At 69.8% G+C, this 814-nt stretch carries 1 protein-coding gene; it reads left to right on the forward strand.

The window, feature by feature from the left end:
• Nucleotides 1-813 (forward strand): hypothetical protein (locus ACWAT2_RS19345; RefSeq protein ID WP_480049263.1); only part of this gene is annotated, 813 nt, incomplete at its 5' end.
• Between the last annotated feature and the right edge of the window lies 1 nt (nt 814).

Here is an 814-nt window from a genome sequence, read left to right on the forward strand (position 1 = left end):
TCCGAGGACGACGGCCCCCGCGACCGCTACTTCCGCACCGACACCCACACCTGCAACATCGCCACCACCGCGGACGGCATCGAGCTGATCACCACCCTGGACACCTGCCCCGACGGCTCACGAGAAGCAGACATCGAGAGCGCCCCCTGCAACGACGACGAGTACGAGCTCGCCGAGCTGTGGGTCGAACGCCTCCAGGACGACGGCACCTACACCGCACCCGAGCAGGTCTCCGGCCGCGAGTGCATCACCCCAGCCGACGTCGCCGCCCAGGCCCGACGCGCCTTCGCCGCCATGCGCATCACCACCCCCACCGCCACGGTCCAAGCCCGCGAACCGCTGCTGGTCAACGTCCACTACCCCGCCTACGCCACCACCCAACCCCAGACCCAACAGGCCACCCTCCTGGACGTGCCCGTCGAGATCCGCGCCGACCCGGTCGAACACACGTGGAACTTCGACGACCCCCACACCCCAGGCGGCGACACACTGACCACCACCGACCCCGGCCGACCCTGGACCCCGGACAACCCCAGCCCCGACGCATCCTGGATCGGGCACACCTACACCCACCTCGGCGACCCCGCCCACGACCCCGACACCCACGTCGACGACCAGGGCGACTGGTACCGCGACACCGTCACCGTCACCCTGGACACCACCTGGCAAGGCCACTTCCGCATCGCCGGCACCAGCACCTGGACCACCATCGACGGCACCATCACCACCACCAGCACCACCGAACCCGTCACCGTCACCGAAGCACGCGTCCGCCTCCACTGCGACGACCTGCACGGAGCCACCACCTGCTGAC

The sequence above is a fragment of the Isoptericola sp. GX10416 genome (assembly GCF_056590155.1).